Origin of the sequence: Streptomyces sp. CG4, from assembly GCF_041080655.1 — a bacterium.
Classification (GTDB): domain Bacteria; phylum Actinomycetota; class Actinomycetes; order Streptomycetales; family Streptomycetaceae; genus Streptomyces.
Genome location: NZ_CP163525.1, coordinates 7,527,654 through 7,546,352, shown reverse-complemented (window position 1 = coordinate 7,546,352; position 18,699 = coordinate 7,527,654). Strand labels below are relative to the sequence as shown.

Below are 18,699 nucleotides of genomic sequence, written 5' to 3'. Positions count from 1 at the left end.
ATGACCAGTCAGTCCACCCTGCAGTCCGTGCCTGCCCTGGGGACCCACCCGGCCTCCGGCTCCAACCCGAGCCGCGCCGAGACCCGGGAGCAGCTCTCCAAGGCGTCGTACGACCTTCTGGTGATCGGCGGCGGCATCCTGGGCATCTCCACCGCCTGGCACGCCGCGCAGTCCGGCCTGAGGGTGGCTCTGGTCGACGCCGGCGACTTCGCCGGCGCCACCTCCTCCGCCTCCTCCAAGCTGCTCCACGGCGGTCTGCGCTACCTGCAGACCGGCGCGGTGAAGCTGGTGGCGGAGAACCACTTCGAGCGCCGTGCGGTCTCCCGTCAGGTGGCCCCCCACCTGGCGAACCCGCTCACCTTCTACCTCCCCGTGTACAAGGGCGGGCCGCACGGCGCGGCGAAGCTCGGCGCGGGCGTCTTCGCCTACTCCGCGCTCTCCGCGTTCGGCGACGGCGTCGGCCACCTGCTCTCCCCCGCCAAGGCGGCGCAGGACGTGCCCGAGCTGCGCACCGAGAACCTCAAGGCCGTGGCCGTGTACGGCGACGACCAGATGAACGACGCGCGCATGGCGCTGATGACGGTCCGTGCGGCCGTCGAGGCGGGCGCGGTGGTCCTCAACCACGCCGAGGTCACCGGCCTGCGCTTCACCCAGGGCCGGGTCACCGGTGCCGAGCTCAAGGACCGGCTGTCCGGTGCGGAGTTCGGCGTCAACGCCCGCCTGGTGCTGAACGCGACCGGCCCCTGGGTGGACCACCTGCGCCGGCTGGAGGACCCGAACGCGGCGCCGTCCATCCGCCTGTCCAAGGGCGCGCACCTGGTCCTCAAGCGCACCTCCCCGTGGAAGGCCGCGCTGGCGACCCCGATCGACAAGTACCGGATCACCTTCGCCCTCCCCTGGGAGGACATGCTCCTGCTCGGTACGACCGACGAGGAGTACGAGGGCGACCCGGCGGACGTCGACGTCAACGAGAAGGACATAGCCCAGATCCTGGACGAGGCCGCGTTCTCCGTGCGCGACCAGCAGCTCAAGCGTGACCTCATCACCTACGCGTTCGCCGGTCTGCGGGTACTGCCGGGCGGCCCCGGCGACACCGCCAAGGCCAAGCGCGAGACCGTGGTGACCGAGGGCAAGGGCGGCATGCTGTCCGTGGCGGGCGGCAAGTGGACGACGTTCCGGCACATCGGCCGTACGGTGATGCAGAAGCTGGAGGCGCTGCCGGGTCACCCCCTCGGCGACGACTTCGAACCGATCTCCTCGCTGCCGAAGAAGCTGCCGCTGCCCGGCGTCGCCAACCCGCGCGCGGTCGCCCACCGCCTGCTGGTCGACCACCCGGCGCCGGGTCCGCGGATGGCCGCCGACACCGCCAAGCACCTGGCCACGCACTACGGTTCGCTGGCCTTCGACATCGCCCGCCTGGCGAACGAGAACCCGGACCTGGCCGAGCGCGTCCACCCGGACGCCCCGGAGATCTGGGCGCAGGTCGTCTGGGCCCGTGACCACGAGTGGGCCGAGACGCCGGACGACGTGCTGCGCCGCCGTACGACGCTGACGATCCGGGGCCTGGCCACGGACGAGGTCCGCGCCAGGGTGCAGGACCTGCTCGACAAGAAGTAGGCGGGCGCGGGCGACCGGGCCTGGCCGAGGGGCTGTTCCACTGCGGTGGGGCGGCCCCTTTCGCCTGGTCAGGGGGCGTTGTCAGTGCCGGGTGCTTCCATGGGGGCATGAACAGCGATCAGGTGGATCCGGCGGAACTCGCGGCCCTGCGCGAGGCGTTCGGCGTCGGCGACGGGGGCGCGTCGGCGCTGGGCTGGGAGGCGGTGCGGGCCTTCGAGGCGGAGCACGGGGTGATACTGCCGGAGCCGTACCGCACGTTCGTCGCGGAGGTGACGGACGGTTCGTCCCAGGGACCGCCGGAGTACGGGCTGGTGGCACTGGCCGAGGGCGGCGGCAAGCAGCGGCTGGGCGAGCCGTTCCCGCTCACCCGGACGTGGCTGTGGGAGAGGGACGACGGGGGGTACGAGGATCCGGACGCCGTCATCGAACAGGTCGCCCGTGACGGGTCGGTCGTGCTGGGCACGGACGGCTGCGGCATGGACTGGCATCTGATCGTGAGTGGCCCTCACCGGGGTCACATATGGCAGATCACCGGTGAGGGTGCGGTTCCGTTCGGCGCGGAGTTCGGTCACACCACCGCCGGGCCGGGCTTCGCCGGCTGGGTGCGGCACTGGGCGGACGGCAGGGAGTGGTTCGACGGCCCGGCCGCCTGATGCCCGGCCCCATAATGTGCTGAGACATCCGATGTCTGAGGCACGGGGCGGGCGACAGGAGGCCGGCATGGCAGTCACCGACGAGGCGATCGAGAAGATCAAGGACATGATCGTCTCCGGTGCGCTGCGCCCTGGCGACCGGCTGCCCAAGGAGAGCGAGCTGGCGGCCGAGCTGGGCTTGTCCCGCAACTCGTTGCGGGAGGCCGTACGTGCCTTGTCGCTGATCCGGATCCTGGACGTGCGCCAAGGCGACGGCACCTATGTCACCAGCCTCGATCCGCAGCTGCTGCTGGAGGCGATGAGCTTCGTCGTGGACTTCCACCGCGACGACACCGTGCTGGAGTTCCTCGCGGTGCGCCGGATCCTGGAGCCGGCCGCGACGGCGATGGCGGCCTTCCGGATCAGCGAGCAGCAACTGGACGCCCTGTCCGCCCAGTTGGACGCGCTCGGCGAGGAGCCCTCGGTGGAGGAGCTGGTCGCTGCCGACCTGGAGTTCCATCGCGGCATCGTGCGCGGCGCCGGCAACTCGGTGCTGTGCTCGCTGCTGGACGGGTTGTCGGGGCCGACCACGCGGGCCCGGATCTGGCGGGGGCTGACCCAGGAGGACGCGGTGGGCCGCACCCTGCGCGAGCACAGGGCGATCCTGGCCGCGCTGCGCGACCGGGACGCGGAGGCGGCCCGCTCCTGGGCGACCGTGCACATCGCGAGCGTCGAGCAGTGGCTGCGCAGCACGCTGTGAACGCCTGTGCGGGACAGGCGGGGCTCCCGGTGACAGGGGGTGTTCCCCTGTGGGGATCGGGGCAGTGATCCGGTCACTCCCCCACGCAAGGGGGCTGCGGGCGCCCCCGCCGGACGCCGTAAGGTTGGTGAGTCAAGCGAGGGCACGTCGGAAGGAGGCACTGGGTGATCGAGCTGGAGGGGGTTCCCGAGCTGATCGACCCAGTCATGGTGGCCGCGTTCGAGGGCTGGAACGATGCCGGCGACGCCGCCTCCACGGCGGTCGCGCATCTGGAACGCGAGTGGAAGGGCGAGGTGTTCGCGGCGCTGGACGCCGAGGACTACTACGACTTCCAGGTGAACCGCCCCACGGTGTTCATGGACGGCGGTGTGCGCAAGATCACCTGGCCGACGACCAGGTTGTCGGTGGTGCGGGTCGGCGGCGACAAGCCCCGCGACCTGGTGCTGGTCCGCGGCATCGAACCGTCCATGCGCTGGCGCTCGTTCTGCAACGAGCTGCTCGGCTTCGCGCACGAGCTGGGCGTGGAGCTGGTGGTCATCCTGGGCGCGCTGCTCGGAGACACCCCGCACACGCGTCCCGTGCCGGTCAGCGGGGTCACGTCCGACCCGGAACTGGCCCAGCGGATGGACCTGGAGGAGACCAAGTACGAGGGCCCGACGGGCATCGTCGGCGTCCTGCAGGAGGCGTGCACGCACGCCGGGGTCCCGGCGGTGTCGCTGTGGGCGGCCGTACCGCACTACGTCTCCCAGCCGCCCAACCCCAAGGCCACGCTGGCGCTGCTCAACCGCCTGGAGGACCTGCTGGACCTGCGCGTCCCGCAGGGCGAGCTGCCGGAGGACGCGCGGGCCTGGCAGGTGGGCGTGGACCAGCTGGCCGCCGAGGACAGCGAGGTCGCCGAGTACGTCCAGACGCTGGAGGAGGCCCGGGACACCGCGGAGCTGCCGGAGGCGTCGGGTGAGGCGATCGCCCGCGAGTTCGAGCGGTATCTGCGGCGCCGGGACGTCAGCCCTCCCCCTCCGGGCGGGCATGCGACGGCGGACGGCGGGGACACGGGCTCCTGGCTGCGGGACAACCCGAGCGGGAAGACCCGGCCGTCGCGGCCGGATGCCTCCGGCGGTTCGAAGGGCGGCGACGCGAAGGGCGACGACGAGGACGACTCGGAGGACTGAGGGCACGGAAAGGGGCGGTTCCCACGCGGGGAACCGCCCCTTCTCCGCCCACGCGGCGGCAGCCGCACGGCGAACTCGGCCCCGCGTCCCTCTGGGCCGCGGGGCTGCTCGGCGCTTAGAGAGCCACTCCCAGCAAGGCGTCCACCGCCCGCGTCACCAGGCCCGGCGCACCCGTGTCCGTGCCGCCCTCCTGCTCCTGCCGCTCCGCCCAGCGGTCCACGGCCGCGAGGGCTGCCGGTGCGTCCAGGTCGTTCGCGAGGGCCTCGCGGATCTCCTCGACGAGTGCGTCGGCGGAGGGGCCGTCGGGGCGGGAGACGGCGGCGCGCCAGCGGCCGAGACGGGCCACGGCATCCGTCAGGACCTGGTCGGTCCACTCCCAGTCGGCGCGGTAGTGGTGGGCGAGCAGGGCGAGGCGGATCGCGGCCGGGTCGACGCCTTCGCGGCGCAGCGCCGAGACGAAGACCAGGTTGCCCTTGGACTTGGACATCTTCTCGCCGTGCAGGGCGACCATGCCGGCGTGCACATAGGCCTTGGCCATGGGGAACTCGCCGGTGAGCACCTGGGCGTGCGAGGCGCCCATCTCGTGGTGCGGGAAGGCGAGGTCGGAGCCGCCGCCCTGGACGTCGAAACCCATGCCGAGGTGGTCGAGGGCGATGGCCACGCACTCGATGTGCCAGCCGGGCCGGCCCCGGCCGAGGGAGGCGCCGTCCCAGCTGGGCTCGCCCTCGCGGGCGGCCATCCACAGCATCGGGTCGAGGGGGTTCTTCTTGCCCGGGCGGTCCGGGTCGCCGCCGCGCTCGGCGGACAGCAGCCGCATGGCGGCCGCGTCGAGGTTCGAGACCGAGCCGAAGTTCGTGTCGGACTCGACGGAGAAGTAGATGTCGCCCTCCAGCTCGTAGGCCGCGCCGAGTTCGCGCAGCCGCTCCACGAGCGGGACGATGCCGGGTATCGCCTCGACGGCGCCTATGTAGTGCCGCGGCGGGAGCATCCTGAGGGCGGTCATGTCCTCGCGGAAGAGGGCCGTCTCCTTCTCGGCGAGGGCGACCCAGTCGACGCCGTCGCGCTCCGCGCGCTTCAGCAGCGGGTCGTCGACGTCGGTGACGTTCTGGACGTAGTGAACCTGCCGCTTGGTGTCGAGCCACACGCGCTGCACGAGGTCGAACGCGTTGTAGGTCGCCGCGTGCCCCAGGTGGGTCGCGTCGTACGGCGTGATGCCGCAGACATAGATTCGGGCGACGGGACCGGGGTCGAGGGTGACGAGGCCGCCGGTCGCGGTGTCGTGGATCCTCAGGTCGCGGCCCTGACCAGGCAGGGCGGGGACCTCGGAAGCGGGCCAGGCATGCATGTACATGAGCCTAACCGGCCGTCGGCCGCGTATACGAACGGGATCGCGTCGGATGGCCGGTTGGGCACTCTTGCATCTCGGCGCCCAATGTGCTCACCGGGTTCGGCCGGTGGCCGCCGATCGTGCTCACGCCCATGCGTTCACACCGGCGGGTTCACACCGGCGGCCAGGGGATGGCGGGCCACTCCCCGCTCGGCTCCGGGTGCACTCCCGCGGTGAGCAGCGCGTCGACACGCGCGCGTGTGGCATCGATCTCGCCCGGGGTGATCAGTCCGGTGAGCCGCTCGCGCAGCGGCCCGCCGAGGGCTCCGCGCAGTTCCCCGAGGACGCCGACGGCCTCGCCGGTCAGCGGCTCCCCGGCCCAGCCCCACAGGAGCGTGCGCAGCTTGTTCTCGACGTTGAAGGTGACGCCGTGGTCGATGCCGTAGAGCCGGCCGTCGGGGGTGGGCAGCAGATGGCCGCCCTTGCGGTCGGCGTTGTTGATCACCGCGTCGAGGACGGCGAGCCGGCGCAGCCGCTCGTCGTCGGCGTGCACGAGGAGCGCGGTGCGGCCCTCCCCGACCTCGGCCAGGCCGATCGCCTTCCAGCCCGGCTCCGGTTCCTCGGCCTCGACCAGGGCGAGCAGCTCGGCCTCGGCCTGGACGTCGATCCACAGCTGGACCATGCCCTCGCCGTACGGCCCGTCGCGCAGCACGGTCGGCGGGACGAGCCCCCAGCCGGTGGCTTCGGAGACCTCGTAGGCGGCCGCCTCGCGGCCGGCGAGGGTGCCCTCGGGGAAGTCCCACAGCGGGCGCTCCCCGGCCACCGGCTTGTAGATGCAGGAGGCTTCCCGGCCGTCCAGGGCGATCGTGCAGAACAGTGCCGCGTTGGAGGCCTCGCGGATCCGGCCGCGCACGGTCAGCTCACCCCGCGCGAGCAGTTCGGCGGCGGCCGCGTCGGCCGCGGTGTCGGCAGCCGTCACGCTCCGCGGCGGTATCCGTTCTGGCGCGGACATACATGTCCTTCCGGATCGAGCGGGAGGCTGCACAGCGGACACGGCGGCCGCCCGGCGTTGACGACGTCGAGGGCGCGCTTGGCGAAGGCCCTGGCCTGCGCGCCGGTCAGCCGGACCCGCAGCATCGGGGGCCCGTTCTCCTCGTCCTGCAGCAGTCGCTCCTCGGCCTCGGCGAGGTCCTCCTCGGTGTCGGCGTCCAGCTCCACCAGGGCCTGCGCCTCGACGATCATGCGCTGTTCCTCGCCGTCCCAGGCCAGCGCCATGGTGCCGACGCGGAACTCCTCGTCGATGGGGGTCTCCAGCGGGGCGGTGTCGGCGACCTCGGTGGGCGCCACGGCGGGGACGGCGGCGCTGCCGCCACTACGCCGTACGACCTCGTCGAGCAGTTCGTCCATGCGTTCGGCGAGCGCGGCCACCTGGGTCTTCTCCAGGGCCACGCTGGTCACCCGGGAGCCTGCGACGGCCTGGAGGAAGAACGTACGGCGTCCGGGCAGTCCGACCGTGCCGGCCACGAAGCGGTCCGGCGGGTCGTAGAGGAACACCTGACGGGACACGTCCTGTCTCCATTGGATTCGAGAGTTTCAGCGGTGCGGGAGGCTCAGCGGGCGGATGAGCGACGGTGCGGACCGCTTCACCCTACTGCGGCGGACGATCACGGTGCGCCCGCACCACCCCCGACCGGTGCGTCGCCCTCACCGGCTTCCTCACCAGCTTCCTCGCGCGGGGCGAGCGACGCGAAATCCCCGGTGTCGCCGAGGCGAACGAGAAACGGCCGAAGGCGGGTGTAGCGGATCGCGGTGACGGAACACGGTTCCACGGAGATCCGCTGGAACAGGTCGAGATGGAGGCCGAGAGCGTCGGCGACCAGGGATTTGATGATGTCACCGTGGGAGCACATCAGGTAGACGGCGTCGGCGCCGTGCTCGCGCTCCACGCGCGCGTTCCACTCGCGTACGGCCTCGGCGGCGCGGGTCTGCATGGCGCGCAGGGACTCGCCGCCGGGGAACGCGGCGGCCGACGGGTGGGCCTGGACGATCTCCATCAGGGGTTCGTCCTTCAGCTCGGCGAGCTTGCGGCCGGACCAGTCGCCGTAGTGGCATTCCCCGATCCGTTCGTCGACGTGGACGCGCAGGCCCGGGCGGGCCTCCAGCAGCGGCCGCAGGGTCTCCTGGCAGCGCTGCAGGGGGCTCGTGACGACCTCGGAGAGCGGCAGCGCGGTGAGCCGTGCGGGCAGCGCGGCGGCCTGTGCGGCGCCGCGCTCGTCCAGGGTGACGCCGGGCGTCCAGCCGGCGAGTACCCCGGAGGTGTTGGCGGTGGAACGTCCGTGCCTGACGAGGATCAGCGTGGGCATGCGGCCCAGGGTAGGCGCATCATCACATGCATGGGTGACCGGGCGAAGGGAGAATGCGCTCCGTGATCGTCGACTGCGCCGTCTACCGGCACGGGATCCGTACCGAGGGTCCGGAGGACCTGTCCGACGCGCTCACCGAGGCGCGGGCGGCGGGCGGTTTCGTGTGGATCGGCCTGTACGAGCCGTCCGAGCGCGAGTTCGACCTGGTCACTCAGGAGTTCGCGCTGCATCCTCCCCCATAGCCCTGAACGGGCATGGGAGGTGCCCCCAGCGGTCGAGGACGCCCTCAACGCCCATCAGCGGCCCAAGCTGGAGGTGTTCGACGACTCGCTGTTCATGGTGCTGAAACCGGTCCGGTACGACGCCGACAGCGACACCGTCTCGACCGGCGAGATCATGGTCTTCATCGGCGACTGCTTCGTGGTCACCGTCCGCCACGGCGAGTTCTCGCCGCTGGCCGCCGTACGGCACCGGCTGGAGGAGGAGCCGGAGATGCTCGACAAGGGCCCGACTGCGGTGCTGTACGCGATCTCCGACGCCGTCGTCGACCACTATCTGGACGTGGCGACGGAGCTGGGGAACGATCTGGAGGAGCTGGAGGCGGAGGTGTTCCGGCCGGAGGGCGGCGGCTCGCGCCACACCGCGTCCCGGATCTACGGCTTCAAACGGCAGATCCTGGAGTTCCGCCGGGCCACCGGCCCGCTGGCGCTGCCGCTGACCCGGCTGGCGGGCACCGGACCGTTCGGCGGCACGGTGCCCTTCGTGCACGACAAGGCGCGCCCGTTCTTCCGGGACGTCGGCGACCACCTGATGCGGGTGAACGAGTCCGTGGAGGCCCTGGACCGGCTGGTGTCGGACGTGCTGGCGGCGCATCTGGCGCAGATGAGCGTGCGGCAGAACGACGACATGCGGAAGATCTCCTCGTGGGCGGCGATGGCCGCGGTCCCCACGATGATCGCGGGTATCTACGGCATGAACTTCGACCACATGCCGGAGCTGCACTGGCTGTGGTCGTACCCGGCGGTGATCCTGCTGATGGCGGCCCTGGAGGTGCTGCTGTACCGGCTGTTCAAGCAGCGCGGCTGGCTGTGACGGCCTTGAGCTGTGAGGGCCTTGATGTGTGTCAGGCGAACTCGTGGGCGGGAGCGGCGGGGCCGCCGAGGGCGTCGCGGCGCTCGGGCATGCGGAGGGCGACCATGCGGCGCCAGCCGGCGAGGCGCTCGTAGCCGTACAGGGCGTGGATGCCGGCCGCGAGGACGACGGACTTCGCCCTCGGCCAGCCGAGGATGCGGCCCATGTGGGCCATCACGGCGAGGCTGACGTCCCGGTAGACGCGGATCTCGGCGAGGACACATGTGCGCAGGGTGTGCCGGATCAGCCGGCCGTGCCCCGCGGCGGCGAACCGGAGCAGTTCCTCGTGGGTGTAGGCGAGGTGGTTGTCCTCGTCGTCCGAGATCAGGCGGACGGCCTTGCCGACCTCGGGATGGTCGCCGAAGCAGCGGCGCAGCATCACCATCTGGTCGGCGGCGCGCTGTTCGGTGACCCGGCTGTGGGAGAGGTAGACGATGATGTCCGGCACGGTGAGCGGCTCGTCCCGCCGGAGCCTGTCGTGGGCCAGGCCGATGCCGCTGCGCTCCAGGAGCATCGTGTAGTCGGTCTCGGGCGGTACGGCGACGGGGGCGAGCCCGCGCTTCCTCAACAGGGCGTGGAAGATGCGTCCGTGCTTGTCCTCGTCGGCGCCGTGGCGGGCGATCTTCGGGGCCAGTCCGCGTGCGCCGCCGGGTACCAGAGCGGCGATCCGGCCGTTCTCCCAGCCGCCCTGGGACTCCCCGCCGGCGGCGATGGAGCAGAAGAGCCGGAACGAGTCGTCGTTGTCGAGGATCTCCTGGAACAGACTCCTGGCCGACAGCATGGACGCCACCTCTCCGGACGGTTCCTCAGCACTCCGCGACGGTCAGCGCTCCGGGCACGCGGCGCCCTTCGCATGGGACACTCTTCGCGACATTCCGCAAAGAACTAGTCAATTGCGGGCAGAGGGGGGTCGCAACACGGGTGTCGGGTGACTCGGCCGAAAGAAGGAATGCCGGTGTCGTAACCGTGCGACGCCCGGCGCGTTGTTTCCGGTGACGGCCGTGGCGGGGAAGACCCCCGAGCCCCCACCACGGCCGCTGAAGCTGTCTAGGCCAGTCCGGTGCGTTCCAGGGCCTCGCCGCCGGCGCGCAGGGAGGCGATCCGCTCCTCCAGGGTGAAGCCGGCGGGCGACAGGTTGAGCGTGGTGACTCCGGCGGCGGCGTAGGCCTTCATGCGGTCGGCGATCCGGTCGACGGAGCCGAGCAGCGTCGTGCTGTCGATGAGGTTCTGCGGGATCGCGGCCGCGGCGCCCTGCTTGTCGCCGGACAGGTACTTCTGCTGGATCTCGGCGGCCTCCTTCTCGTATCCCATGCGCTGGGCGAGCTGGTTGTAGAAGTTCTGCTTGGCGCTGCCCATGCCGCCGACGTACAGCGCGGTGTAGGGGCGGAAGGTGTCGGCGAGGCGGGCCACGTCCTTGTCGTCGCCGACGGCCAGCGGCAGGGTCGGGGACACATCGAACCCGTCGAGCGTCTTGCCCGCCTTCTCGCGGCCCGCGCGCAGGTACCTGAGCGTGGTGTCCTCGAGGTGGTCGGCGGAGGGGAAGATCAGCAGGGCGCCGTCGGCGATCTCGCCGGTCTGCTCCAGGTTCTTCGGGCCGATCGCGGCGATGTAGAGCGGGATGTGCTCGCGCTGCGGGTGCACGGTCAGCTTGATCGGCTTGCCCGGGCCGCCGGGCAGCGGCAGCGTCCAGTGCTGGCCCTCGTACGTCAGCCGCTCCCGGGTCATCGCCTTGCGCACGATCTCCACGTACTCGCGGGTGCGGGCCAGCGGCTTGTCGAACTTGACGCCGTACCAGCCCTCGGAGACCTGCGGGCCGGAGACGCCGAGGCCGAGCCGGAAGCGGCCGCCGGAGAGCGAGTCGAGGGTGGCCGCGGTCATCGCCGTCATCGCGGGCTGGCGGGCCGGGATCTGGAAGATGGCCGAGCCGACGTCGATGCGCTCGGTCTGCGCGGCGACCCAGGACAGGACCGTCGCCGCGTCGGAGCCGTAGGCCTCGGCGGCCCAGCACACCGAGAAGCCCAGCCGGTCGGCCTCCTGCGCGACCGCCAGATTGTCCGCGTCCATCCCGGCACCCCAGTAGCCGAGGTTGATCCCGAGCCGCATGCGTTCCCCTTACCGATCAGTAACGTCCCTGTGGGGCCGACCTTAGCGCGGGGGTGGGGCCCGGGGCAGTACTCGGGCCACGGCACCAGGCGCCCGCAACCGATTCGGTTGTCCACAGGCCACCCACCGCACGGGTTCTGGCCAGTAATCTCGCCCGCATGGAGCAGAGGCATCTCGGCCGTACCGGCCTGCGCGTGTCCCGGATCGGACTCGGCACCCTCACCTGGGGCCGGGACACCGATGAGCACGACGCCGCGGACATGCTGAAGGCGTTCTGGGAGGCCGGCGGCACGCTCGTCGACACCGCGGACGTGTACGGCGACGGAGAGGCGGAGTATCTGCTCGGGCAGCTGATGGACGGGCTGGTGCCGCGCCGGGACCTGGTGATCTCCACCAAGGCGGGCAGCGTCCCCGACCCCGACCGCCGCTTCGACGGCTCCCGCGGCCATCTGCTCGGCGCGCTCGACGCCTCCCTGACCCGCCTGGGCACGGACCACGTCGACCTGTGGCACGTCCATGCCTACGACCCCGACACCCCACTGGAGGAGACGCTCCAGGCCCTGGACATAGCGGTGAGCAGCGGCCGCGCCCGCTACGCCGGCGTCTCCAACTTCTGCGGCTGGCAGCTCGCCAAGGCGGCCACCTGGCAGCTCGCCGCGCCCGGCGTCCGGACCCGGCTGGCCAGCACGCAGATGGAGTACTCACTGCTGCAGCGGGGCGTGGAGCGCGAGGTGCTGCCCGCCGCACTGGACCTCGGCGTCGGTCTGCTGCCCTCCTCCCCGCTCGGCCGGGGCGTGCTGACCGGGAAGTACCGGCACACCACTCCGCCGGACTCGCGCGGCGCCTCCGAGCACCTCGCGCCCTTCGTCGAGCCCTACCTCGACGACACGGCGACCCGGATCGTCGACGCGGTGACGACGGCCGCCGACGGGCTCGCCGTCACCCCGCTGCAGGTGGCCCTCGCCTGGGTCCGGGACCGGCCCGGCGTTGCCGCGCCGATCGTGGGCGCGCGCAACGCGCAGCAGCTCACGGCCGCATTGTCAGTGGAGGCCCTTAGTCTTCCTGACGAGATCTGCCGGGCGCTGGACGATGTGTCGGCGCCCGTGCACCGCTATCCCGATCACGACTGGAGCACGCTGTGAGCACGGAGCCGGAGACCACGGAGAAAGCCGGACCGGGCACGCCGGACACACCCGAGACCTCGGGCGCGGAAACCCCCGCACCCGCGAAGAGCCGCGCGGACGGCGCCGAGGTGAGCGGGGGCGAGGACAGCGTGGGCACGAGCGAGGCCGCCGAGGGCGAGACCGCCTCGGACGGCGACGGCGGTACCGAAGGCGCGGACGGCGAATCGGGCGCGAGTGGCAACGCCGGTACCAACGGCGCGAGCAGGAGCGAGGCCGGCGGCGAGACCGGTTCGGACGACGACGGCGGTGCCGAAGGTCTGGACGCGAGCCAGGCCGACGACGGCGCGATCCCCGCAGACGGTGTCGCGGACGCGAACGACGGGCGCGGTGCCGAAGGCTCAAGCACGAGCGAGGCTGCCGAGGGCGAGACCGGTTCGGGTGGGGACAGTGGCGCCGGGAGTGGTGACGGCGGCGGGGCCCAAGTGTCCGAGGCCGAGGCCGAGTTGGCGGCGCAGCGGGTCGAGCGGGAGCGGATCGAGCGGCGCAGGGCGGAGAAGAAGGTGCCGATCGAGAGCGGCACCAAGCTGAGCGGCAAGGCGGCCGACCTGCTCGCGGCGGTGCGGGCGGTGGAGAGCGGTGAGAAGCCGGTGGCCACGGCGTTCGCCGAGCCGTCTCCGGCGCCGCGCCGCCCGGCCCCGGAGCCCGTGCGCCGGCCGCAGCCCGCACCCGCCCCGGCCGCCGTCGCCCCCGGCGCCCCCGCGCCGGAGACGGTGGAGAGCGTCCGCCGGGTGCTGGCCGAGGGCGGCGCGCCCGAGGCCCTGGCTGCCCAGGTGGCCGCGGCGCTCGGCGAGGGCGCCGATGCGGCGCTGCGCGAGGACCCCTGGCAGCTGCTGCGGGTCGGCGGCGTACGGCCCGACCAGGCCGACGGGTTCGCACGGGCGCTGCTCGGCGCCGACTGCGGTCCGGGCGACGAGCGGCGCGGCCGAGCGCTCACCGTCTGGCTGCTGGAGCAGGCGGCCCTGGCCGGGCACACCGCGCTGGAGCTGCCCACGCTCACCGCGGCGCTCGGCCGGCAGGGCGTGCCGGACCCGGACGCGGCGGTGCAGAGCACGCTCGCGGAGGGCGAGGCCCTGGCCTTCCAGGACGCCCTGGAGGAGCCGGGAGCCGCTGCCCCGCAGGAGGCGGAAGACGGCGAGGAGGAGGAGCGCCCGGTCCGGGTCCTCGTCGGCCTGGAGCGGTACGCGCTGGCCGAGGAGAGCCTCGCCGACGGCCTGGCCCGGCTGGTCAACTCGCTGTCCAAGGAGACCGATCAGGCCTGGCAGACGGCTGCCGGCGGCGTCTCCGGCGGGGCGGCCGAACTGGTCCGCGCGGTGGCCGGGCACGGCCTGGTGCTGCACACCGGCGGGGAGGCGGCCCGCGCCGAACCGGCCGCGCTGCTCGGTGCCGCACGCGCCGCGGGCCTGCGGGCGTTCGCCGTCTGCCACACCCCCGACGGACGTCACCGCCTCACCGCGCTGCAGGGAGCGGACCCGGCGGAGCAGGCCGTGGGTACGGTCGCCGGTCTGCTGTCCGGCACCGAGGGGCCGGGCCGGGACCCGGACGGCGCGCTGGAACTGGACCTGTTGATCGTGCTGGACGCCCCGCAGCTCGACGTGGAGAGCGCCGCGATGCTGGTGGAGTCCCTGCCCGACGGGGCCCGGCTGGTGCTCAGCGGTGACCCGGCGGTGCTGTGGTCGGCCGGTCCTGGGCGGGTCTTCGCCGATCTGCTCGCCGCACGCGTCTGCCCGCAGCCGGCCTCCCGCCGGCCCGACCCGGGCCCGATCGGCGAGCTGGTCTCCGGCATCGGCATCGGCGAGCTGAACCAGGTCGCGGCCCCCGGCAAGGAGATCGTCATCGTCCCGGTGCGGGACGCGGGCGAGGCCGTGCACCGGACGGTGCAGCTGGTCGCGGACTCGGTGCCGCGGGCGATCGGGGTCCCGGCCGACCAGACCGTGGTGATCACCCCGGGACATGGCGGCGCCGCGGGCACCCGTGTCCTCAACTCCGCGCTGAAGGAACGCCTCAACCCCGGTCCCGGCCGCTTCGGCGGCTTCGACCCCGGTGACCGGATCGCCTACTCTCCCGCGCCGGGTCGTACGGTGCCGGGTGTGGTCGTCAAGGCCGACGCGGACGGACTACACCTGACGTGCGCTGACGCCCCGGTGGTCGTACCGCGCGAGCGGGTGGAGGGCACCGTACGGCACGGCTGGGCGCTGACCGCGCACCAGGCGGTGGGCGCGCGCTGGCCGGCGGCGGTCGTGGTGCTGCCCGGCGATGCGGCGCAGGCGCTCAGCAGACCCTGGGTGTACACGGCGTTCGGCCGGGCGGAGCGGCATCTGTCCGTGGTCCACGGGGTGGAACAGGCTCTGCCGAAGGCGGTGGCGGAGACCCCGGCCAAGCCCCGCACGACCCGCTTGCAGACGCTGCTGCGCACGCAGGTCCCGGGATAGACCCTTCTTCCACCGCCACGGCGCTCGGCCGCGGCGGCGGAATCCGGCGGTGCCGAGCCCGTTCCAGGCCACCCGGCACCGCCGGGATCGGCACTGCCGGACTCGGCACCGCCGGCTCCGCTCACTTCTCGGCGTCCAGCGGCTCCAGATCCTCGGCCTCGTCCTCGACGAATTCGAGATCGTCTTCCTCGTCGCCGTCGTCGGAGTCGTCGTCGAACACCGCGCTCACGTCGAACCGGCACACCACCCGTTGCGGATCGATGTGGTCGTACGGCGCCCCCAGCCACTCGCCCGCCTCGGGTGCCTCGTCCGCCGCGGTGACCCAGAGCGTGGAGTCGCCCTCCTCCAGGCCGAACTCCTTGTGCCGGGAAGCGATCTCGTCCGGCTCGAACTCGCCGAACAGGATGCCGAGCGCGCCCGGAACCGTACTGGCGGCGTCCTCGGGCAGGCCGCCCGCGGCCTCGTACTCCGCCGCCTCGACCCGCTGGGCCTGAGCCAGCAGCCGCTGCGGTTCCGCCACGGCGTAGTCGCGGCGGATCAGCACGCTGATCGCGTTCGGTTCCTCGGGACCCGCGTACGGCGGCAGCTCCTCCGACCCGGGGATCTCGAAGGGTGTGACCTCGTCGTAGCGGTCGTAGAGCAGCTCGTCGTACACCTCGGCGGCCGCGGCCAGCTGGTTGAACGCCTCAAAGACAGCCGGGTCGTCCTCCCCCGACCTGCGTTCGACGGCCGCCAGATGACGATCCAGGGCGGTCTTGACCGCCTCGGCGGCGGCGCGTACCTCGGCAGCGGTGGGCTGCGCAGCATCAGACATAGTGCAGACGCTATCCGTACCGGGCCCCAGCCCGCACAATAGATGCGATGCCGGAATACGAATTTGTCGACGTGTATGTACCGCGCGGGGTGTCCCGCAAGGAGGCGACACGTCTGCTGACGGACCATGCCGAGTACGGACACTGGGAGTTGGACCGACTGAGCCTGCTGCGCGACGGCAGCCGCAGGGTGCGGTTGCGCCGGCGGATCATCCGCCAGGTGCGTGCCACATGGTGAGCCTGGACAGCTGAACGGAGCGGGCCCCGCCGGCATCGGCGGGGCCCGCTCCGTTTGCCGTACTACGCCGTGGCCCGGGCCTTGCGGTAGAGCACCGCGCCCGCGAGCAGCGCGCCCGCACCGGCCGGCAGCGCGAGGCCCACCGGCAGATCACTGCCGGTGTGCGCGAGCTGACCGTTGGTCAGGGGCTGGGTGGAGGGACCACCCTGCTGATGGCCCGGCGTGGACCCGTGGGACCCCTGGGGGCCGTGGGGCGTGTGACCGCCCTTACCGGGCGGGGTCCCCGGGTGGCCCGGCTGACCGGGGTGCCCCGGGTGACCGGGGTGGCCCGGATGCCCCGGGTGACCGGGATGGCCCGGGTGCCCCGGGTGACCGGGATGCCCAGGGTGGCCCGGCTGTCCGGGCGGGTTGCCGTGGCCGCCGCCCGGCGGCTGGGTGTGCCCGCCGCCGCCTCCGTTGGCGCAGTCGTTGCCCGTGGTGGCGTTGCCGACCCCGACGGCGTTCACGCTGTTGCCGCAGACGTTCACCGGGACGTCGATCGGCACCTGCACCGTGTTGCCGGAGCCGATGCCGGGCGAGCCGCCGGTGTGCCCGCCCGCGTGCGAGCCGCCGGAACCGCCGTGTCCCCCCGAAGCGCCACCGTCGTTGGCGCACTTGTTGCCCGCGGACGGGTTGAGCAGCCCGACGACGTTCACGGTGTTGCCGCACACGTTCACCGGCGCGTGCACCGGCACCTGCACGGTGTTGCCGGACAGTACGCCGGGAGAGCCGGCGGCGGTGCCGAACGCGCCCGCGTCGGCGTGGGCATAGCCGCTCGCGGCGGCGATCACACCGGTGGCTGCCGCCATCGTCATCAGGCCCTTGCGGGTGCCCTGTCGCATGTTCTGATTTCCCCTGCCTTCGATCCTGCTGTGCCTCGCGATTGCGTCGCATTGCATTGCATTGCATTGCACTGCGTAGCGATGCGTTGCCTTGCATTGCGAACCTCGCGGATCATGTGTCCGCGCAAGAGACCGGTCGGCCCCGGAGCGCATGGCACGCACTCCGGGGCCGACGGCTCGAAAAAGACGCCCCCCTCAGGAGGTCGTCGTCACTTGTTGACGCAGGTGTTGCCGAAGGCGGGGTTCAGGAGCCCAACCACGTTGATCGTGTTGCCGCAGACGTTCGCGGGAACGTGCACGGGCACCTGAACGACGTTGCCGGAGACAACGCCCGGGGAGTTCACGGCGGCACCCTGGGCTCCGGCGTCTGCGACAGCGAGGCCCGCGCCCGCGAGAACCAGCCCACCGGTGGCAGCCGCAGCAGCGACGACCTTCTTGATCATTATTCCTCCTTGTTGGCAATGCGACCCCAAGGTGCGGAGTCACATCACCTGTAACGAGGAGGAACTAATGAAGCTACGAACCGATCGTCGCATTCACCCGTTCCAGTCACCCCCGTACGCGCGCCCGAATATCTGGGCCCAGAACCTCACGACGCGTCGATGAACCGGTCCAGTACGCGCACCCCGAACCGCAGCCCGTCGACCGGCACGCGCTCGTCCACGCCGTGGAACATGCCGGCGAAGTCCAGCTCCGGCGGCAGCTTCAGCGGGGCGAAGCCGAAGCCGCGGATGCCGAGGTCGTCGAAGGACTTGGCGTCGGTGCCGCCGGAGAGCATGTAGGGGATCGCCTTGGCGGTGGGGTCCTCGGCCAGCAGCGCGGACTGCATGGCCTCCACCAGTGCCCCGTCGAAGCCGGTCTCGACCGCCTTGTCGGCGTGCACGTCCTCGCGCCGGACGTTGGGGCCGAGCAGCCGGTCGAGGTCGCCGAGGAACTCCTCCTCGTAGCCGGGCAGGAACCGGCCGTCGATGTGCGCGGTGGCCTCGCCCGGGATGACGTTGACCTTGTAGCCGGCGTTCAGCTGTGTGGGGTTGGCGGTGTTGCTGAGGGTCGCGCCGATCAGCTTGGCGATGCCGCCGAGCTTGGCGAGCGTGGCCTCCATGTTCTCGGGGTCCAGCTCGGTGCCGAGCGCGTCGCCGAGTTCGTCGAGGAAGGCCCGGGTGGTCTTGGTGACCCGCACCGGGAACTTGTGCCGGCCGACCCGGGCGACGGCCTCGGACAGCTCGGTGATGGCGTTGTCCCGGTGGATCATCGAGCCGTGCCCGGCGGTGCCGGCCACGGTCAGCTTCATCCAGTGCATGCCCTTCTCGGCCGTCTGGATCAGATAGAGCCGGCGCTGCTCGTTCACCGTGAACGAGAAGCCGCCCACCTCGCTGATCGCCTCGGTGACGCCCTCGAACAGCTCGGGGTGGTGGTCCACCAGGTACCGGGCGCCGTAGGTGCCGCCGGCCTCCTCGTCGGCGAGGAAGGCGAGCACGATGTCGCGCGGGGGCCGTCGGCCGCTGCGCAGCCGGTCGCGCACGACCGCGAGGGTCATGGCGTCCATGTCCTTCATGTCGACGGCCCCGCGCCCCCACACGCACCCGTCGGTGACCTCGCCGGAGAACGGATGGTGGGTCCAGTCGTCGGCGTTGGCCGGTACGACGTCCAGGTGCCCGTGGATCAGCAGCGCGGGCCGGGACGGGTCCTCGCCCTCGATGCGAGCCACGGTCGAGGCGCGGCCCGGGTGAGACTCGTAGATCTTCGGCTCCAGCCCGACCTCGGCGAGCTTCTCGGCGGTCCACTCGGCGGCCTGGCGCTCGCCGGGGCCGGAGTGGTCGCCGTAGTTGCTGGTGTCGAACCGGATCAGCTCGCGGCAGAGGTCCACGACCTCGTCCTCACCGGTGACGCTCCTGGCCGTGTCCGTCTCGCTCACGTGCTTCCTCCCGCGCTGTCGCTGCTGGTGGTCCTCCTCATCCTCCCTCTCCCCCGGCCGCGGCCCAAGACCGGTCTCGGCCCGTCACACACCGTTCACGCGCGACCGGCCGCCGGGGCGGGGGGTGATCAGCCGCCC

The 18,699-nt window shown here is 72.2% G+C and carries 17 protein-coding genes and 1 pseudogene; 8 read left to right on the top strand and 10 right to left on the bottom strand.

What is annotated here, in order from left to right:
• The 4 genes from AB5L52_RS34495 (at position 1) to AB5L52_RS34480 (ending at position 4,178) form a co-directional block, all read left to right on the top strand.
• Positions 1-1,617, top strand: a complete 1,617-nt coding sequence (locus AB5L52_RS34495; protein WP_351021987.1) for a glycerol-3-phosphate dehydrogenase/oxidase — start codon at positions 1-3, stop codon at positions 1,615-1,617.
• Between the two features lie 107 nt (positions 1,618-1,724).
• A complete protein-coding gene (locus tag AB5L52_RS34490) occupies positions 1,725-2,270 on the top strand; it encodes an SMI1/KNR4 family protein (RefSeq protein WP_369367574.1) in 546 nt (181 codons plus the stop codon).
• Positions 2,271-2,337: 67 nt separating this feature from the next.
• Entirely contained in the window at positions 2,338-3,009 is a 672-nt protein-coding gene (locus AB5L52_RS34485; protein ID WP_351021993.1) for a FadR/GntR family transcriptional regulator, read from the top strand.
• Between the two features lie 164 nt (positions 3,010-3,173).
• Positions 3,174-4,178, top strand: a complete 1,005-nt coding sequence (locus AB5L52_RS34480; RefSeq protein WP_351567389.1) for a PAC2 family protein — start codon at positions 3,174-3,176, stop codon at positions 4,176-4,178.
• Positions 4,179-4,293: 115 nt separating this feature from the next.
• On the opposite strand, the gene mshC is transcribed toward AB5L52_RS34480, so the two are convergent.
• The 4 genes from mshC to AB5L52_RS34460 form a co-directional block, all read right to left on the bottom strand.
• Positions 4,294-5,523: a cysteine--1-D-myo-inosityl 2-amino-2-deoxy-alpha-D-glucopyranoside ligase gene (mshC, locus tag AB5L52_RS34475; RefSeq protein WP_369367573.1), complete on the bottom strand. Its 1,230-nt coding sequence runs from the start codon at positions 5,521-5,523 to the stop codon at positions 4,294-4,296.
• Between the two features lie 154 nt (positions 5,524-5,677).
• Positions 5,678-6,517: an SCO1664 family protein gene (locus tag AB5L52_RS34470; protein ID WP_369367572.1), complete on the bottom strand. Its 840-nt coding sequence runs from the start codon at positions 6,515-6,517 to the stop codon at positions 5,678-5,680.
• Positions 6,481-7,071 (bottom strand): DUF3090 domain-containing protein, encoded by a 591-nt coding sequence (locus AB5L52_RS34465; RefSeq protein ID WP_351022003.1) that lies wholly within the window; start codon positions 7,069-7,071, stop codon positions 6,481-6,483. Before AB5L52_RS34465 ends, AB5L52_RS34470 begins: the two co-directional genes overlap by 37 nt.
• Positions 7,072-7,169: 98 nt before the next feature.
• The gene (locus AB5L52_RS34460; protein WP_369367571.1) at positions 7,170-7,868 is read right to left on the bottom strand and encodes a histidine phosphatase family protein; all 699 of its coding nucleotides are present in this window, start codon (positions 7,866-7,868) and stop codon (positions 7,170-7,172) included.
• 62 nt (positions 7,869-7,930) lie between these two features.
• Here AB5L52_RS34460 and AB5L52_RS34455 point away from each other — a divergent pair.
• Positions 7,931-8,960: pseudogene (locus tag AB5L52_RS34455) on the top strand (magnesium and cobalt transport protein CorA).
• Between the two features lie 31 nt (positions 8,961-8,991).
• Here the strand turns inward: AB5L52_RS34455 and AB5L52_RS34450 are convergent.
• Positions 8,992-9,780, bottom strand: coding sequence for a ferritin-like domain-containing protein (locus AB5L52_RS34450; RefSeq protein WP_351022009.1), 789 nt, complete (start codon positions 9,778-9,780; stop codon positions 8,992-8,994).
• Positions 9,781-10,046: 266 nt separating this feature from the next.
• Entirely contained in the window at positions 10,047-11,102 is a 1,056-nt protein-coding gene (locus AB5L52_RS34445; protein ID WP_369367570.1) for an LLM class F420-dependent oxidoreductase, read from the bottom strand.
• 158 nt (positions 11,103-11,260) lie between these two features.
• Here AB5L52_RS34445 and AB5L52_RS34440 point away from each other — a divergent pair, with 158 nt between their 5' ends.
• The gene (locus tag AB5L52_RS34440; protein WP_351022013.1) at positions 11,261-12,244 is read left to right on the top strand and encodes an aldo/keto reductase; all 984 of its coding nucleotides are present in this window, start codon (positions 11,261-11,263) and stop codon (positions 12,242-12,244) included.
• On the top strand, positions 12,241-14,715 hold the full coding sequence (locus AB5L52_RS34435) for a helix-hairpin-helix domain-containing protein (protein WP_369367569.1): 2,475 nt from the start codon (positions 12,241-12,243) through the stop codon (positions 14,713-14,715). The genes AB5L52_RS34440 and AB5L52_RS34435 overlap by 4 nt, the downstream gene beginning before the upstream one ends.
• Positions 14,716-14,836: 121 nt before the next feature.
• On the opposite strand, the gene AB5L52_RS34430 is transcribed toward AB5L52_RS34435, so the two are convergent.
• Complete coding sequence (locus tag AB5L52_RS34430; protein WP_351022018.1) at positions 14,837-15,529, bottom strand: hypothetical protein; 693 nt, start codon at positions 15,527-15,529, stop codon at positions 14,837-14,839.
• 47 nt (positions 15,530-15,576) lie between these two features.
• Between AB5L52_RS34430 and AB5L52_RS34425 the strand changes: the two genes are divergently transcribed.
• On the top strand, positions 15,577-15,765 hold the full coding sequence (locus AB5L52_RS34425) for a DUF5703 family protein (protein WP_014671721.1): 189 nt from the start codon (positions 15,577-15,579) through the stop codon (positions 15,763-15,765).
• Positions 15,766-15,827: 62 nt separating this feature from the next.
• On the opposite strand, the gene AB5L52_RS34420 is transcribed toward AB5L52_RS34425, so the two are convergent.
• The 3 genes from AB5L52_RS34420 to AB5L52_RS34410 form a co-directional block, all read right to left on the bottom strand.
• Positions 15,828-16,646 carry a chaplin gene (locus tag AB5L52_RS34420; RefSeq protein ID WP_369367568.1) on the bottom strand — a complete coding sequence of 273 codons (819 nt, stop codon included), beginning with the start codon at positions 16,644-16,646 and terminating at the stop codon, positions 15,828-15,830.
• A 209-nt stretch (positions 16,647-16,855) separates the two neighbouring features.
• Positions 16,856-17,089 (bottom strand): chaplin ChpH, encoded by a 234-nt coding sequence (gene chpH / locus AB5L52_RS34415; RefSeq protein ID WP_351022024.1) that lies wholly within the window; start codon positions 17,087-17,089, stop codon positions 16,856-16,858.
• Between the two features lie 146 nt (positions 17,090-17,235).
• On the bottom strand, positions 17,236-18,561 hold the full coding sequence (locus AB5L52_RS34410) for a M20/M25/M40 family metallo-hydrolase (RefSeq protein WP_351022027.1): 1,326 nt from the start codon (positions 18,559-18,561) through the stop codon (positions 17,236-17,238).
• Between the last annotated feature and the right edge of the window lie 138 nt (positions 18,562-18,699).